The sequence below is a fragment of the uncultured Pseudoteredinibacter sp. genome, assembly GCF_947502065.1.
GTDB lineage: Bacteria > Pseudomonadota > Gammaproteobacteria > Pseudomonadales > Cellvibrionaceae > Pseudoteredinibacter.
The window spans coordinates 1242248-1258623 of the sequence record NZ_CANMYE010000001.1 but is presented as its reverse complement, the minus strand read 5'-3'; the positions used below and the strand labels follow the sequence as shown (position 1 = coordinate 1258623).

The window sequence follows — 16376 nt, the reverse complement described above, 5'->3', positions numbered from 1 at the left end:
ATGATTGAATCAATAATACGGTGGTCAATAGGAAACCGATTTTTTGTTCTATTGGCAACCTTTATACTAATAGGTGCTGGGCTGTACTCATTGAAAAATACCCCGGTAGATGCAATTCCTGATCTATCAGATGTACAAGTTATTGTTAAAACCAGCTATCCCGGTCAGGCGCCACAAGTTGTTCAAGACCAGGTTACCTACCCTCTTACAACAGCAATGCTATCCGTTCCAGGAGCAGTTACAGTTCGAGGGTACTCGTTTTTTGGCGACTCTTACGTCTACATTATTTTTGATGAAGACACTGATCTGTACTGGGCGAGAAGCCGTGTTCTGGAGTACCTAAGCCAAGTTGCACCATCCCTCCCAAGTACGGCCAAGCCCCAGCTAGGACCAGATGCAACCGGTGTTGGCTGGGTTTATCTTTACTCCTTGATCGATAAAACTGGAAATCTTGACATCAGTCAACTCAGAAGTCTTCAGGACTGGTTTTTGAAATACGAATTACAAACTGTCCCGGGCGTATCGGAAGTCGCCGCCATTGGTGGAATGGTAAAGCAGTACCAGGTGCAAGTTGATCCCGACCGTTTACGTGCATATGACATCCCTATCAGCCACATCAAAATGGCTTTACAACGAGGTAATAGAGAAACTGGCGCTTCAGTAGTAGAAATGGCTGAAGCTGAATATATGGTGACTGCTTCAGGTTACATAAAAAACATTCGAGACATCGAATCCATTCCGCTCGGGATAAATGAAAATGGCACACCACTAACAATTGCAGATGTAGCGCAAGTAAACTTAGGCCCCCAAATGAGGCGCGGGGTGGCAGAACTAAATGGAGAAGGCGAAGTTGTTGGCGGTGTAGTGGTAATGCGCTTCGGAGAGAACGCACAAAAAACTATAGACGGCGTAAAGGCTAAGTTAGAAACCTTAAAGAAAGGTCTTCCGGAAGGTGTTGAAATAGTTACTGTTTACGACCGGTCAGGGCTTATTGGTGAAGCTGTTGAAAACCTCTGGTTCAAGTTGCTGGAAGAGTTTATTGTCGTAGCGCTTGTCTGCATCGTATTTCTATTTCATGTTCGTTCATCGCTAGTTGCCATATTCAGTTTACCTGTTGGCATTCTTGCTGCGTTTATCGTAATGCACCTGCAAGGAATCAATGCCAACATCATGTCCCTTGGAGGAATCGCTATTGCCATCGGCGCAATGATCGATGGGGCAATCGTGATGATTGAAAATATGCACAAGCATATGGAGAAAACTGAAGTCACCGAAGAAAACCGCTGGCAAATAGTTGCCGAGTCGGCCAGTGAGGTCGGGCCGGCCTTGTTTTTCTCACTATTGATCATTACCGTTTCCTTTGTACCCGTCTTTACCCTAGAAGCCCAAGAGGGACGTATGTTTTCCCCTCTTGCTTTTACCAAAACGTATGCCATGGCTGCAGCTGCAGCACTAGCTATCACTTTGGTCCCCGTATTAATGGGCTATTTTATTCGTGGTAAGGTGCTAGCTGAGCACAAAAATCCAGTGAACCGCTTGCTGACAACTATTTATATGCCAGCTTTAAAAATAGTTCTTGAGTTTCCCAAGTCAACTATTTCCTGCGCCCTTATTATTAGCGTGATAGGTTTCTGGCCAGTAAGCAAAATCGGAAGTGAATTTATCCCCCCCTTGGATGAAGGGGATCTCATGTACATGCCTACGACTTATCCGGGGATTTCTATTGGCAAAGCAAGGGAGTTACTACAACAAACAGACAAACTAATTAAAACCGTTCCGGAAGTTCAGACGGTATTTGGGAAAGTTGGTCGCGCAGAGAGCGCTACTGATCCTGCCCCTCTAACCATGATTGAGACCTTTATCCAATTGAAACCAAGGTCACAATGGAGAGAAGGAGTTACAACCGAAAGCCTCAAAAAAGAATTTGACAAGCTTGTCAAATTCCCTGGACTGACCAACGCCTGGGTTATGCCCATCAAGACTCGAATTGATATGTTGGCAACCGGTATAAAAACGCCAGTCGGCATAAAGGTCGCCGGGCCAGAACTCTCCGTGATTCAAGACATAGGAAAACAGCTCGAAGAAATCATGATGAAAGTCTCCGGTACAGCTTCTGTATACTCGGAGCGAGTTGCGGGCGGCCGATACTTGAAAGTTGACATAGAACGTGAAAGCGCCTCTCGCTATGGTTTAAATATAGCCGACGTCCAAGAGGTTATAGCCTCCGCAATTGGAGGCATGAATGTAACTCAAACCATTGAGGGACAGGAGCGCTACCCTGTCAATCTTCGCTATCCACAGGATTATCGTGATTCACCAGAAAAGCTATCGAAACTCCCAATCGTAACCAAAGAAGGGCTGAGAATCTCCCTAGCTGATGTTGCGTCGATCAAAATTGAAGATGGGCCACCTGGAATTAAAAGCGAAAACGCAAGAATTAACGGATGGGTTTTCGTCGACATCGAAGGAGTAGATGTCGGTAGTTATGTTCAGCAGGCCCAAAAAACAGTAGCACAAGAACTGCAGCTGCCTGCAGGCTATTCAATCAACTGGTCAGGCCAATATGAATATATGCTCAGAGCAAAGGAAAAACTGAGCTACGTCATACCTCTCACTTTAGGGATTATCATTATTCTGCTTTACATGAATTTTAGAAATTTTGCTGAAGTTGCCATCATTATGGGCACCTTACCATTGGCAATGATCGGCAGTATTTGGCTCATGTATATTCAAGGCTTCAACTTCTCAGTAGCTGTAGGGGTTGGATTTATTGCTCTCGCGGGCGTAGCCGTAGAGATTGGGGTGATTATGCTGGTTTATCTAAACCAATCCTTTAACGCAGCAATAGAACATGCCTCTTTGAATAGAAGGACATTAGATATCGATGAATTGCGACAGTCCGTTCTCGAAGGCGCAGGTATGAGAGTACGACCAGTCATGATGACAGCCGCAGCAATCATAGTTGGACTACTCCCAATCTTGTACGGGTCAGGAACTGGATCGGAGGTAATGAGCAGGATAGCAGCACCCATGGTCGGAGGGATGGCAAGTGCTGTCGTTCTCACATTACTAGTCTTACCGGCGATTTACTTCCTCTATAGAAAGCAAAGTCTTGGGCACCACCAAGGGCGTAAATCACAGTGATTAAATATGCTCGGCGTTATCACAAATGGCTGATGGCCTTTTTAGGCCTTCAGTTTTTAATCTGGTCAGTTACTGGTTTATATATGGTGAGCATCAACATTCACGAAATACACGGTGAATCTAAGCTCAAGGAAACGGATAAAAAATTAAAAATGGTGAAAGCCAACTATCCGATAGAGCTAATACGAAAAAGGTACCCCCTTGCGATAGAGCTGACCATGACAACCTTGGTAGGTCAACCTGTGTATAGGATCAGAACAGCTATAGCAAGGACGCATCTTGTTAGCATCAGGAATGGTAAAGAACTCGGTCTTGTAAATAGAGAGAAAGCCATTCAAATAGCCAGCCATTACTATTCTGGACAATCCCCCATTAAATCTGCAACGTTAATCGATGAATATGATGACAAATTAAATGAGATATCACCTAGACACACCCCTGCTTGGAAGATATCTTTCAACGACCTTATCGATACTAGCTTTTACGTTAGCCAGTCGAGCGGAGAATTGACAGCAGTTCGTCACAATTACTGGCGATTATTCGATTGGATGTGGCGATTTCACATAATGGACTATAAACAGGGAGATCAAGTTTCGAATTGGTTACTTCGAATAGCGGCAATTTTCTCATTAATTTCAGCTGTAGCTGGCGCATATCTAACAGTGGCGAACTTTACTCGCAATAAGCAGAGAGATAATCGTGATGCAGCTTAAACTGTCAAACCGCCTTATACACAAATGGATTTCTGTTGTTGTTGGCACACAGGTCATAATCTGGGTTGTGACCGGGTTATACTTCAACCTGTCTGATCATTCGCCTATCGGGCAGGAAAAAATTCAGCCACCACAAATTTTAATCAACAACAGAGGTACGTTTGTCGATCCCTTCTCCATCTCATCTGAACCGCCTTTAGAAATTGAACTGGTATGGATACAAAGAGAGCCATTTTACCATTTCATTTTTGAAAAAGGATCACATAGCTATCAGGAACGTCGATCACGTTTATACAATGCATCAACGGGATTGCAAAAATCAGTTGGACCGGCTGAAATTCAAGCCTTAGTTGAATCAATCTACCATGAAAAGATCTCCTTTGACTCTATAACCATTCGCCATCCGCCATTTTTGGACTATCCGCAACAGGAAAATCCCATGTGGACTGCATCCTTAAATGACGATTTAAATACAACAATTTATTTCGATATAGTAACGGCCAAGTTATTACGCCACTCGACAAACCAATCCAGATTTAATGAGTTGGTGAAAATACTGCATTTCATGGACTATGGAGTATCTGGCGGCTTTAACAATTGGCTAATCACCTTATTTGCGGTACTAAGCACAGTACTTTCAATTACTGGAATGATTTGGCTAATCCAATTACTCAGACAGAAGATTAATAAAATTAGTCTGAATGGAGATTACAAATCCATATCCGTAAGCAGCCAACATTATCAGAGAAAAATTGAAACTGAGGTAATCTGCAATAAGTATTTGACTATATTTGAGTGCCTAAAAAGCGCTAACATTTCTGTTCCCAATCAGTGTGACGGAGCAGGATCCTGCGGAAGATGCATGGTCCGGACCTCCCCTACGCTGAATGCTACAAATTTAGATAAAACATTTATATCGCTTAGTATGCTAAAAGAAGGCTATCGCCTTAGTTGCCAACACTACGTCCATGAGGTGGAGTCAGTTAACTTAGTCCATAGAGATAACGAACTTACTCTAAGCCTGACAGAATCCAAATTTATAACGCCGTCTATCAAAGAGTTAAAATTTAAGATTGAATCACAAGAACGTATTTTGTATACGCCAGGATCTAGCATGCAACTAACAATTCCTGAGGGCTATACGCAGAATAAAGTCCCAGACAGATTTATAAAAAGAGGCAGTAGCGTAAAAATAAAGAAAATGCCGCATAAGAAAACGCAACGATACTACTCAATTACCGAATACAATGCTGACCTAAATGAGATCACATTCCTAATAAAGTGGCACTTTTGTAACGAGCAACTAACATCGGGAATTGGCTCTGGCTATATGTGTTCACTAAAGATCGGGGATTGTATAGCAGCAAAAGGACCACTACACAACTTCCAAATTTCAAGTAGAAATGTAGACCACAACTTCCTTATTGCTGCAGGAACTGGAATTGCACCAATAAGACCCATGATCATTAAAATGTTATCTAACACTGAATCGACTGAGAAAATAACATTAGTTTACTCCGCGAACAATGAAGAAGAGTTGGTCTACCATAACGAGTTCTTAAATCTAAGCAGACAAATTGACAGATTTCATTACACACCTACCGTCTCAAATCCTTCAGGCCACTGGATGGGAAAGAGAGGCCGGATTCAGGATGTTCTTTCAACTATACAAATGCCAAAACTTGAAACCGAAAGGTACGAATTTTACCTGTGCGGCCCAGAAAGCATGATTCATAGTATCGAGAAGATAATCTTAGAAAACGGGGTAAATCAAGAGTTCATAAACAAAGAGAAATTTAATAGCTAGAAAAATTACTTATACAAGGACAATTTTATGAAAAATTTACTAAAACTCATTGTTATTACAAGCATTGCCATCAGTTTCCCAGCAATCGCCCACGTAAAACTTTTACAAGCCACTCCATCAAAAGATGCGATGCTGAAAATGCCGCCTGAACTCCTAACATTGGAATTCAATAAAAAGGTTAGAATCGTAAAAGTTGCCCTGAAGGACAGGAAAGGGGAAAAAGTAAACTTTGGTTTCAAACCATCAAAACAATCTAAATCAATATTTCAATGGTCCTTGCCGGACCTACAACCCGAGAGCTACTCTGTCGAAATTATCTACTTAGGTAATGACGGCCATAAGATGAAAGAAAAATACACCTTTATGGTACATTAATATATAGGCACAACTATGGAAATGCATATTTGGAATGGGTTAATTGTACTTTCAAAGGTACTATTTTACACCGGCTTTGCCAGCATAGTCAGCTATGCATTTCTTTTCAAGGTTCCCTTATTGAAGCCCAAATACACAAAACTCATAGTCATCGCAAACATCGCAAACCTTTTATGGTTCATTGCTAACTCAGGGGCAATGGCAGAAGAAGGGTTAAGAGGAGCCTTCGATCAAGATATATTGTTAATTATGATTCACTCTCCCATCGGAAGCTCAGCGCTTTTGCGCGCTATTGGTTTATTCTTTGCCCTTTTGATAATAATAAAGGGGCAAAGAAAGGTCGATTCAACACCCGCTTTGTGGATTCGCAGCTGCATCTTGATTTTATCCATTATCTTGCTGACATATTCATTCACGCTTATCGGTCATGTATCCGAACTAGATTACCTAGCCAAGCTATCATTAATGATACATGCCTTAGTTATGGCATGGTGGTTTGGATCACTTCCTTCTTTAGCAATCGCATGCAAAACACTGGAAACCAGAAAGCTAAAAGGCCTAATGGATAGGTTTGGAAAACAAGCTTCGATTTTAGTAACTCTACTTCTTTTTGCAGGGCTCTATTTAGGTGTTTCTCTAAACTCAGGCTTAAACAGCCTATTCTACACTGATCACGGAAGAGTGCTGCTTCTAAAGGTAGTATTTGTGGTTATCATTTTAGGAATCGCAGCCAATCACAAGCTTAGGCTCGTGCCAAGCCTTAATCACAAACAGCAGCGCAATAAACTAGCTAATTCTATATATCTAGAAATGGGAATAGCATCTAGTATTTTATTGTTGACCTCCGTATTAACTAGCGTAGTCAGCCCTGACTTGTGAGAACTGTACAATAGCGTTCGAAAAGGAAAGTACCATATATTGGTTATATTTGCGTCTTAAACTGGATAGCTTATAACCAGCGCCATCACCTGCAACAACAGCTCTTTCCAGAGCTTCCGTTGGTAGGTTGAGATTGATACTGCCCCTTTGTGCCTCGAATTATTCGTAAAGAACAAAACACGAGTATGGGGTAAGTCATGAAATGACAAGGTCTACTTTTGCTTAAATTATACGAGGATTAGTATGATGACCGGTTATCAACTTTATAGGAGGCATTGGGCGCACAGCTTCAATAAGCATTGAGCCACGAAAATCATCAACTTTATAAGGTTCCTTCAAGAATCATATCATTATAAATCAGCAACTTATAATCCTTATAGGTTTTACATTTTTTGAGGTCGTCCAATACCCCCCTATTTTGAGGTTTATATGGCTAAATCTGGCCAGGCACGTGTGCCTACTCCGGAACAACAACGTCGTTTTTTCCAGTTGATTCAGAACCACCGCCACCCTGAAAAGAACACAGCTATCATGCAGATCAGCTTCAAGCTGGGACTGCGTGCTCAAGAGGTTGCTCTCCTACAAGTGAAGGAAGTTGCTAGGCTTAATTCTTCGGGTACTGAGTTCAATTTGCTGGAAGTAATGAGCCTGCCTGCAGCCTACACCAAAGGTGCAAACGCAATGAAGCGCTCCAAAAGTCACTACCAACGGAAAACAATCAGTTTTGATGTTGAGAGTTTTGACAAAGTTGTTCGGCAAATTGAAGCCTTAGCTAAATCTGGGGCTGACATTGACTCAGAAAATTTTTACCCGCCAGTTAAACAGCATAAAGGGAAATCACGGGATCTTCCCATGGTTGATCAGAGCCTTCGTGAAGCTCTAGCTCAGTACCTAAGCTTGCGACTTAGCAAAGGGGAAAAGCTAAAGCCTTCCTCCCCTCTTTTCATCACTCAGAAAGGTGGCCCCTACTCTTCCAACACGCTACAAGAACATATGGCTTTGATGTTGCGGGGTTGGGCCGGAATTGAGAAAGCCAGCTCACATAGTGGGCGCCGCTCACTGATTACTAATGTTATCCACAAGCAGAAAAAATCTGTCAAAATAGCACAGAAAATTGCTGGTCATGTTAATCCATCAACAACTTTAATATACGAAGAGCCTCCTGAGGAAATCCTAGCAGAAACCTTAAAGAGTATGGATTAGTCCTGTCTGGGCCAAAAATCGAACATTTGATAATGTCATAACTATGCTTTAGAAGATTTTGTAACTCATGGCGATCATTCATTATTCCAACATCCGGCACTATTGGAATCGAAAAAAGAAACCGCACAATCCTTGCCAATCTCATCAGAAATGATTTGAGTAACGCGGTTACAATATGCCTGATCATCACGAAACACTGATACGGCAACTCTTTCTATACCTGATTTTCCTATACGCTTTAGTAAATGAATATCATGTTCTCCAAACCCCCATCCATATACCACTAAATTTGAGGGAAGGCTTGTTAACACCTCTCGATATACAGTATTCAAATAGTAACTGCCTTGAATAGATTTCGTCTTTTGATTGCTTGTTCCTTCACTAACAAACAATGGCACATAACTTCCTCGCTCCCACTTATCCAAAATGCCCTCTAGAAGGCTAAAACTTGATGCGGCTAATTTCTTTTCATTCTCAATTCTGTCTCTGGCAAGAATAAGGCTTCCATGCGGGTAAAAAACCAAGGAGCAATGCCTCTGTCCGCTAAGCGGTTTTCTGAAGCGCTGCCAGTCATCATCAAAGCATGAACCTACGAAACAGTCTTTAAAAGCATGTTTATCATTGATGTCAAGGCCATACATCATGACCCAATACACAATGAGGTCGTAGTTTAAATCGATTATTGTATTAAACTGCTTGAGGAAATTATAAATATTTGGTACCTGATTAGATATCGCCTCATGCTCCGGATGGATATCTCTTACCGCTGCTATCAAACAGTCACGAATATGTTGATATGCTTGCTCGGTCTTATCATCATCAATATCAAGTGATTTATTAACATTCGTAGATTGCCAGACAATTCTCAGGATGAGTTCAAAGTCATCTGTATGGAAGAAATCAAATATACTTTCTACATCTTTAGTAAGTAGCCCATTATCAATGGCATGCTGCTTTAAAGACCCGTAATGGAAGCTTTGGTCTACCGCTATACTTGCACCATTTCCAACTAGGATCGCGCCATCAAACTGATCTCCAATGTCTTTCCAGTCCATTATTTCTGTAGGCAAACTTTTCACTCCTTTTATTTAAATTGGGGGAAATCCAAATAATCATTAACTTTGAACTTTCATAGGCCAAAAGTGGATACTTGAAATTTTAACTATGATCCGTTGTTTGCGGAGAAAGAAAATCAAGTAAATACAACATTAAAGAACTGGCTCCGGCATCCTTATAGACTGCGTTTTATTTATTACTCAGCATCCTAAAAATATTGAGTGCTTTTGAACAGGTGTAAAATAAATAGGGCTCCAGAATGCAAAGCCTTTCAAGCATCCGCTCCATTCTCTCAATAGAGTCTTCACTAATTTGCAGATACGCCAATTCTGTGCACCATTGTCCTATATATTCTGCCCAGCCATCTTTATCCTCAAAGGCTGCTCCCCCCACAACGCCTATTGCCAGATAGTTTTCGGGCTCAGAATCCACATCAATATAGTCCCGATATAGTCGGCTTAAGATCGTCACAGATACAGCAAGCTTTTTACTTCTGGTCATACAGGCAACCTGAGCTAGCCCGTTTAACACCTGGTAGACAGAATCCTTGTCGTTAACTGATGCCAACTTGTGCTGTGCGCTTTCGAGTAGCGAAACTGCATGTTCCAAATATTCGTCATCAATTTTCCAGAAGGGAGCTGAATTCATCAAAATCCTGTAGGAATCAAATGACGCTTTGCCGTTGATATGCTTAGCAAGCAAATCCGAGATTTCATCTGGTATAACCGCTGGTGCAGAGTTACCTTCCAATGGCCCGGGCAAGAACGAGTGCATATTCAACCTCGAACCAGACGTAAGCTCTTTTTGAAGATATTCAACCACCTCACACTCATCGGGCTCTTGACACGCTACATTGACCCGCCCATACAGTTCATTAATAAATTGCTCTTCGGTTAAGTAAGTTGGGAGCCACCTTGGCTCTTCTATCAAATCGATAAAGCTTTGGCAGAAAAAGTAAAGCCCCCTTTGCTGAGAAGCCCACTGCTCAACTTTGTCAAAAACAACACCCTCTTCCAGTGCCACTTTAACAATTAATGCTGATTGGGCGAATGAAGCAAGGCGCCTGTAGAATGGTGGCATTCCTTTGAATATCTGCAATCGCGCCAGTTCGCCATCAACAAAAACTGCCATTGAGCAAAACAGACGCAGGTTATCTAACGTTTTGGCAGAAGATATGCACCCAAACAGCTTCTTAATAATGGCAACTGATGAATCTTTGAATTTCAGTATGCCTACTTCGAGGCATGATATTAAAAGTATTGGGTGGCAGGTTTCGATCGCCCGGCTTGCCATTGCGTGATACTGAGCCTCATCAACAAGGCAATTGGAAACGACTGCTGATATAGACTTGTGAATGCACATCAAAAAATCACTCTCAGTCACTTCACTTTCTATTCTGTTGTCAAAATACTGTTTTAGCTCGACCTCACAATACTCGTCAATATTGTTACTCCCATAATATTTCCCCACAAGCCTTTCGTAATAGCGAATATCACGTGGAACTAGCGTGGAAACTTTATTTGATGGGCTTTGAAACTCCTGCCTTAACAGAGCCTCAATGTGACTTGGCGAGCAATCCAAATCAAGCAACAAATCTGATACGTCTTCATCACTGAGTATTGATGCCGAAAGTACTGCCCCCAAACGTTCCAGGTCCTCTCTGGAAAACGATCTACCTTTCGCTTCAGCCTCAAATACGCTTAACCGTCTGTCCACCTCAGTACAAAACGGCCAAAAACTATCATTAAGTATCTGCAAATCGCCCTTAGTTAAAGAAAAGGCTGGTCGTTCACCCGGATGATGGCGCAGAGACCAATGATCCCCCTTAATATCCTCAAGAAAAAATTCTTCCTCGATTTTTTCAAAAGCACTGCGAATAGCCTTAAAGAGAGCACTTCTGGCAAAAGTTACACCGTTATCACTAAAACTAACCGTAGCATCTGGTGCAATACCTAGCTCTTCCAACAGTTCAGAGTCAGATAATAGTTCCGCCCTGACCAGGCTGGGGAATAAATTGATAAGATGGGAGGCCATATAAGCTCGCATAGAATCAGAGTTAGCCATCCAACTCTTCCTCCAATATCGATTGTTGAGAAACGCTTTTAACCTGCTGCTTCATAGAGTCAACCACATTCTTAAAGCTCCACGAATCGATATCACTCAACGGCCCCAGTACAAACTCATCCAACCAAGCTTTGTAGCCTTCCTTTTGCTTATCAGATATAGACTCCTGCGCAATCAATATGAAATTCACCCTTAAAACCTCACCCAAATAGGCCATGCCTCCATCGTCCCTCATTTCGTGGGTCTGAGCCCACTCTCGAAAGCCCATCAACTCATAAAGCCAGCAAGATCTAGCACGGCTTAGTTCGAGTGGGATATCTGCCGACCACTGAGCCTTTATGGTTTGTGCAATCGATTTCATGGTTTCATGTAGCCACTGGGCATCTTTTGGGAGCTGAACCAAGCCACTAATCCTGATCAAAAGCAGATTTTCTCTTATCAGTTTTAGCTGCTTAGTTGGCCTAAACTCACCATCTGCCATAGCTGAGTGATTTAAATGATATTCAAGCTCTTCTGTGGAGATACCAACAAACTCAAACCCAAACTCCCTAAGTGATGTTCTGGCATCAAGCTTTTGTTCTTGAGAAATAAGTTCTTTATGGTGTAGTGTCTCGACAAGGTCTAATGATGTAAAAATTGGTATTGTTCTTTCATCAAATGTAATATTTCTATGCTTATTCATAAATCGGTCATCTATCAAAGCGGCATCGCATACTTTAAGCGTCTCAAAAAGCTCCTCTGTTGGCCTCGCATACTTATTCTTGGAAACAGCGACTTGCTCTCTATTTAGCGGCATTTCAGCAAGGATCACTTTCCCAGATGTAAGTCCATTAGAAAATAACTTCCTGATATTTTCTATTTTAGAATCTGCATGCTCGATGATTGAAGCGTAGTCTATCAGCGATCTATACCTATCACGCTCGCCCTTAAATACATACACTTCGAATCCAGCATCACTAAGCTTGTCGAGCATTTCAACGGTCATCAAATAGGTGATGGACAATGAATCGAGATATAATCTCGCACCACTTGACACATCAAGATCGACAGGCCACTCTTTCTCGTGTTGGCATAGGTAATTTATGGCTTTAACACGCTGAGCTTCAGTGATTACAGCCAGGCCTTCGAGTTTTTTAATTAATTGTGTGCATGAAATCAGACTGTTGTTAAATGAAGAAAGGTCAGCTTCCACCTCCCTGAAGGAGCCACCGACCTTATACACAGGGCAGGAACAAACCACCAATGCCTGCGATTCATTTGTAGGATTCGCGTGTGCCTCCTCAAGTATATAGGCAAGCTCATCACCTACATCAAGCGCCAGCCCCGGGTTGCTGATCGTTTTAGGATGGAAAACAGAAATTCTGCCGTCAGATACCAGACGCTCAAAATATTTTGCCTTTGCGATCTGGCTCGGCTGGTGAAAGGCAACTTTTTGCTTTTCTACAAACAACCAGCGCATGAACGAGTGAGGGATAACAATTCTCTCAAAGCAATCAAACAAATGATGTAGCTGCCCTATATTCTCCATAACCAGCGCACTAGAAGAATCGATGGCAATAGTATCACAATCAATAATCTGATCCGACCTAACACCATGAAATATTGGAACTAAGTTTTTCCGCCGTATATCTTTCGCGCTTTTGTTTTCCTGGGGCTGGACCAGATAAAAGTCAGATATTGTCCTGTTCAATAACTCCGCCACAGTAATAACAGGCGCATCACCATCAATATAGGCTTTATAAACCTTCTCATTTTTCTCCCTGGCTTCAGACATCATCTCTTTTAAGTCTTCTAATGATGCCCTATGCAATGGTCCGTCGTCATTGGAGAGAACCATCGCTTTATTGAGCCACTCGGATGTTTTTTGATTGTCTTCCCAGCCCATTGTGGTCGCTGTAAAATACGAAGCTGCTAACACTTCAGGATCTTCAGAATATTTACCAGTACAAAACTCTACTATTTGCCTTGCTCGACCTGGAGAAACGGCCTTGGCTAACTGTGCGGCCTGAAAAAGATCATCGGCCTTCAACTCCTTCCGGCTATTCCAGCTATCCTCCACAAAAACGCTAAGGGATTCCCAGTTACCCCCTAATATGGCCAAATTGATTTCAAGCGTTTTAAGATCAGGTAGGTGGGATTTAGATTGCTTCAACAGTGCAATCTGTTCATGAGCACCACTTAGGTCCCCCTTTCTAAATAGAGACCAAGCCCAGTGAGCCTGCAATCCCTCGCTTCTCTTAACTAGATCCATCTTATCTAACAGAAATTGATGAAGCTCAGAAAATTTTCCAAGCGAAGAGGCGGCATTACACACTCTGGTAGCATCAGATTCCTGACCAGTTCGATCAAAGAGTTCCTTACAATATGAGTAGTATCTATCCCCAATGTTTTCTCTTTCCAGTAAATCAACCAAATGTGAAAGATCATTGGTAGTTTTACTTTGTTTATATTGGCTTATGGCTAATGCAACTGGATCTTTACCCTTGACTGACTCAATGATATTTTTTAGATTACTTACTTCGGCATCAGGCGCACCTGAGCTCTCTACCTTTTGGAGGAGCTTTTCTGCATCATCCCCCAGACCTGACCGCGCCAATGCCTCTATTTCAAGCATTCCAACAGCAACGGGATTAACTGCTTTTTCCATTTGATGTCTGTGACTGGCAATATATTCCACCACTGCTGGGAATGACTTTTTCGTGTTTGCCAAGACAAACCTTGCTAAACCAAGAATTGGGTCATTATCGTGATTTAGCGCTGTCTGCCTGTTAACTTCCTTTTCAATAGACTCAAAATCGACATCAATGCCAAATGCAAACGCCAGCGGCAAATACTCAAGTGTTTTTTGGGTGTAACTAATAAAGTAGCTCTGGAGTTGTGCCTTCGCCTGTTCATGAGTTTCACTATTTCTAAGCTCTATCCAAAGCACATAGTTATCCGCCATATTCGCGACATCTTCAGCCCGCAGATGTCTTGCCAAGCTAGAGCAAATTTTAAACAACTCAGCAGCTCGATTTCTAAGCACTACAGAATCAGAATCATCAGCCAGTGGGAATCTGTCCGCCGCAAACGGAATATAAGTCAATACGCTCTCACGGAGTTCAACGGCTTTAATTGAATTTACCAGAAATGTGAATGCAGAAAGCTGAGCCAGCGCTGTAGACTTCGTCAAGGATTCTTCGCCCACAGACTTTACAATATTTAAAGCCTTTTCCCAGTGACGTTCTGACAGTAACGCAGAAATTAAAACGACTTTTCCATCATCATCTAAATCCTGAACGCTTAAATCTGCGACGTCAAGCCAGTCAAAAGCAGCCCCACTTCCCTCCACTGTTTTTTTAATCATGAAGAAGGCGGCATAATTTGATGGGCCACTTGCCTTAAGCAAACCAGACGCGGCCTCTACATCGTTCGATTCAATCGCATCAAAAAAGGCCTGTGCTATTACCGCCTCCTCCGTTTGGCACAGTTTTTTAGATTGTGACAACCAAATTTTGGCCTGCTCTACTCCTTCCCCCACACACAAGTACCTTGCCAGGAGTGCTAGTGCCCTGGCTTTTGCTTGAGGGGTACCGCCGGACAACTCTCCATCAATAACGCTTTCTGCTAAAGCAGCCGCCTTTTCTTCCTTGGGAAACGAACCGAAAAATCGCAGCGCGGTAATTTCGTGAGCAAGCTTCTCTATTTTTTCATCTTGAAGGTGTTGAGCGGTAAAACCGCCACTCTTCATATGAGTTGTTATTTCATTAGCCACTTGCGATGGCAGTTTATTTAATTGATTTGGCAGAGTACTATTTTTCTTTAGCCATACATCAAGGAAATAAACTAGAACACTTAAACCTATAAGCGACGCCCCCAGAGGGTAATTTGGCTGCGTAAGAGGAAGTTTATAATCGGGGAGAATATTTTGGTGGACTAATACCCAGTTGGCTACCTCGACCCATAGTGGAACACTAAGCGCAGTTAGTCCGACCGTCATTGATGGCAGAATAATATATTTCGCTAACGAGGGCTTCCAATGACTCTTCAGAAAATCTAAAACATCGCGAATTGCTTCATTCAGATCAAATCTCATTAAGTTCTTCCAGCTGAAGGGGTTTCTTCATAAATTAACCAAGGTATCTGGGCGGGTTTGGAGTTGCAGGAAAAGATTACTAATTTGGTGTCGAAAGTAATCCATCATTGAAAATCCACCCCATCCATAAAATGCGTCCCATCGACGGTGAACACATTAGTGTTAATCTCGGTGCTGTCCACTGTCTTGTGACCCAGTTGCTGACTCAAGTATTTCAACAGCCGCTCGTTTAGCAACAAATGAATCGCAAACGAATATCGAAACTTATGCGATGAAATGACAAAGGATGCGCCCCCTCCCCTTTCCACCAACGCATAAATATGCCGATTCACCGACTGCCGGCACATTGGATAAATCCGCTCGATTTTCTTGAAAGGCCCCTTGTAGAGATAAATTTGAATACGACCTTCCAAGGCCTGGTCGATGATAGCTATATAGCTTTTGGGCGAACGTTTCAATGCTTTTTGGGTAGGGCTACCGTGCCACTGCTTCAGCGTTTTGAGAACCACGCCAGCGTCATAGCTGTAATCGACAAAAGACGTTGGCTTTAACGCTAGCACCCCTGAAACTCGGGCGCCGGTGGCCCACATCAATTTAAGGATCAGGCGATTGGTCGGCTGTTTTTCCGCATCGAGCAACATCAAGATTTTAGGCTTGAGCAGATAGGCCGGCATTGCGTTGATAGTGTCCAGGACCGTGGGCCGTTTGGCTACTAAGCGGTCCCAGTCGATCTGCACGGGCTGGATCGAAAAAGCGGCCGAGGGAGCTTCCACCGGGTGAATGGGTCGGCCTGGGCGAGTCGAGGATAATCTTTTGCTACTGGCTGTTATTTGTACCATTTCGTCCTTGAACCGAGGTGTAAAACAAGCCCTATTATAGGCAGGGCTTTTCGATATGGGCAACACTGTTTCCCATATAAGATCAGGGGCTTATCTTTTATCTAAAAGAACACACCAAAATAAGGCAAATGGTTAATAAGCTTTACCGATGGCACTTAATTTGATTTAGAGAAGTTAAGCTATCGGCCAGCACCATATATGACCTTGGCATGCATTCTTAT

10 protein-coding genes are annotated in these 16376 nt (G+C 42.6%); 6 read left to right on the top strand and 4 right to left on the bottom strand.

The window, feature by feature from the left end; all coding sequences use genetic code 11:
• The 6 genes from Q1A41_RS05095 (at position 1) to Q1A41_RS05070 (ending at position 8121) form a co-directional block, all read left to right on the top strand.
• Positions 1-3144, top strand: coding sequence for a CusA/CzcA family heavy metal efflux RND transporter (locus Q1A41_RS05095; protein ID WP_299975554.1), 3144 nt, complete (start codon positions 1-3; stop codon positions 3142-3144).
• Entirely contained in the window at positions 3141-3857 is a 717-nt protein-coding gene (locus tag Q1A41_RS05090; protein ID WP_299975552.1) for a hypothetical protein, read from the top strand. The genes Q1A41_RS05095 and Q1A41_RS05090 overlap by 4 nt, the downstream gene beginning before the upstream one ends.
• A complete protein-coding gene (locus Q1A41_RS05085; protein ID WP_299976165.1) occupies positions 3847-5664 on the top strand; it encodes an FAD-binding oxidoreductase in 1818 nt (605 codons plus the stop codon). Before Q1A41_RS05090 ends, Q1A41_RS05085 begins: the two co-directional genes overlap by 11 nt.
• A 27-nt stretch (positions 5665-5691) precedes the next feature.
• Entirely contained in the window at positions 5692-6039 is a 348-nt protein-coding gene (locus tag Q1A41_RS05080) for a copper resistance protein CopC (RefSeq protein WP_299975550.1), read from the top strand.
• Positions 6040-6054: 15 nt separating this feature from the next.
• On the top strand, positions 6055-6918 hold the full coding sequence (locus Q1A41_RS05075) for a CopD family protein (protein WP_299975549.1): 864 nt from the start codon (positions 6055-6057) through the stop codon (positions 6916-6918).
• 429 nt (positions 6919-7347) lie between these two features.
• Entirely contained in the window at positions 7348-8121 is a 774-nt protein-coding gene (locus tag Q1A41_RS05070; RefSeq protein WP_299975548.1) for a site-specific integrase, read from the top strand.
• 74 nt (positions 8122-8195) lie between these two features.
• On the opposite strand, the gene Q1A41_RS05065 is transcribed toward Q1A41_RS05070, so the two are convergent.
• The 4 genes from Q1A41_RS05065 to Q1A41_RS05050 form a co-directional block, all read right to left on the bottom strand.
• On the bottom strand, positions 8196-9191 hold the full coding sequence (locus Q1A41_RS05065; RefSeq protein ID WP_299975547.1) for a DUF4917 family protein: 996 nt from the start codon (positions 9189-9191) through the stop codon (positions 8196-8198).
• Positions 9192-9366: 175 nt separating this feature from the next.
• The gene (locus Q1A41_RS05060; protein ID WP_299975545.1) at positions 9367-11241 is read right to left on the bottom strand and encodes a hypothetical protein; all 1875 of its coding nucleotides are present in this window, start codon (positions 11239-11241) and stop codon (positions 9367-9369) included.
• Entirely contained in the window at positions 11234-15316 is a 4083-nt protein-coding gene (locus Q1A41_RS05055; protein ID WP_299975543.1) for a hypothetical protein, read from the bottom strand. Before Q1A41_RS05055 ends, Q1A41_RS05060 begins: the two co-directional genes overlap by 8 nt.
• Positions 15317-15420: 104 nt before the next feature.
• Entirely contained in the window at positions 15421-16089 is a 669-nt protein-coding gene (locus Q1A41_RS05050) for a site-specific integrase (RefSeq protein WP_299975541.1), read from the bottom strand.
• Positions 16090-16376 lie beyond the last annotated feature (287 nt).

Coding starts and splice junctions, on each gene's coding strand:
- Q1A41_RS05095 (WP_299975554.1), top strand. CDS start 1: ATGATTGAATCAATAATACGGTGGTCAATAGGAAACCGATTTTTTGTT.
- Q1A41_RS05085 (WP_299976165.1), top strand. CDS start 3,847: ATGCAGCTTAAACTGTCAAACCGCCTTATACACAAATGGATTTCTGTT.
- Q1A41_RS05080 (WP_299975550.1), top strand. CDS start 5,692: ATGAAAAATTTACTAAAACTCATTGTTATTACAAGCATTGCCATCAGT.
- Q1A41_RS05075 (WP_299975549.1), top strand. CDS start 6,055: ATGGAAATGCATATTTGGAATGGGTTAATTGTACTTTCAAAGGTACTA.
- Q1A41_RS05070 (WP_299975548.1), top strand. CDS start 7,348: ATGGCTAAATCTGGCCAGGCACGTGTGCCTACTCCGGAACAACAACGT.
- Q1A41_RS05060 (WP_299975545.1), bottom strand. CDS start 11,241: ATGGCTAACTCTGATTCTATGCGAGCTTATATGGCCTCCCATCTTATC.
- Q1A41_RS05055 (WP_299975543.1), bottom strand. CDS start 15,316: ATGAGATTTGATCTGAATGAAGCAATTCGCGATGTTTTAGATTTTCTG.